General features: G+C 48.6%; 2 protein-coding genes. Both read left to right on the plus strand.

What is annotated here, in order from left to right:
• The first annotated feature begins 152 nt into the window (after nucleotides 1-152).
• On the plus strand, nucleotides 153-302 hold the full coding sequence (locus D8791_RS10420) for a hypothetical protein (protein ID WP_185760596.1): 150 nt from the start codon (nucleotides 153-155) through the stop codon (nucleotides 300-302).
• Between the two features lie 63 nt (nucleotides 303-365).
• Nucleotides 366-515: a hypothetical protein gene (locus tag D8791_RS10425; RefSeq protein WP_185760596.1), complete on the plus strand. Its 150-nt coding sequence runs from the start codon at nucleotides 366-368 to the stop codon at nucleotides 513-515.
• Nucleotides 516-774 lie beyond the last annotated feature (259 nt).

A 774-nucleotide genomic window follows, 5' to 3' on the forward strand; every position in this document is an offset into this window, starting at 1 on the left:
CGCTTACTGAGATAGACGCTGAGTTCTGGTTGTTAGATGCTGAAGCTGAAGCACTTTGGCTTGCGCTTACTGATGTTGAAGCACTTTGACTTGCACTTACAGATGCTGAGGCTGATTGACTAGCTGATACAGATGCTGATTGGCTCGCACTGATGCTTGCTGATACTGATGCTGATGCGCTTTGGCTCGCACTAATTGACGCAGACTGGCTCGCACTTACTGAGATAGACGCTGAGTTCTGGTTGTTAGATGCTGAAGCTGAAGCACTTTGGCTTGCGCTTACTGATGTTGAAGCACTTTGACTTGCACTTACAGATGCTGAGGCTGATTGACTAGCTGATACAGATGCTGATTGGCTAGCACTGATGCTTGCTGATACTGATGCTGATGCGCTTTGGCTCGCACTAATTGACGCAGACTGGCTCGCGCTTACTGAGATAGACGCTGAGTTCTGGTTGTTAGATGCTGAAGCTGAAGCACTTTGGCTTGCGCTTACTGATGTTGAAGCACTTTGACTTGCACTTACAGATGCGCTTGCNGATTGGCTAGCTGATACAGACGCTGAGTCGCTTGCACTTACAGATGCTGAGGCTGATTGACTAGCTGATACAGATGCTGATTGGCTCGCACTGATGCTTGCTGATACTGATGCTGATGCGCTTTGGCTCGCACTAATTGACGCAGACTGGCTCGCGCTTACTGAGATAGACGCTGAGTTCTGGTTGTTAGATGCTGAAGCTGAAGCACTTTGGCTTGCGCTTACTGATGTTGAAG

This window comes from Streptococcus cristatus (assembly GCF_003943515.1).
GTDB lineage: Bacteria > Bacillota > Bacilli > Lactobacillales > Streptococcaceae > Streptococcus > Streptococcus cristatus_D.

Bases quoted from the DNA above. Each gene is read 5' to 3' on its own strand.
- D8791_RS10420 (WP_185760596.1), top strand. From the start codon at position 153: ATGCTTGCTGATACTGATGCTGATGCGCTTTGGCTCGCACTAATTGAC.
- D8791_RS10425 (WP_185760596.1), top strand. From the start codon at position 366: ATGCTTGCTGATACTGATGCTGATGCGCTTTGGCTCGCACTAATTGAC.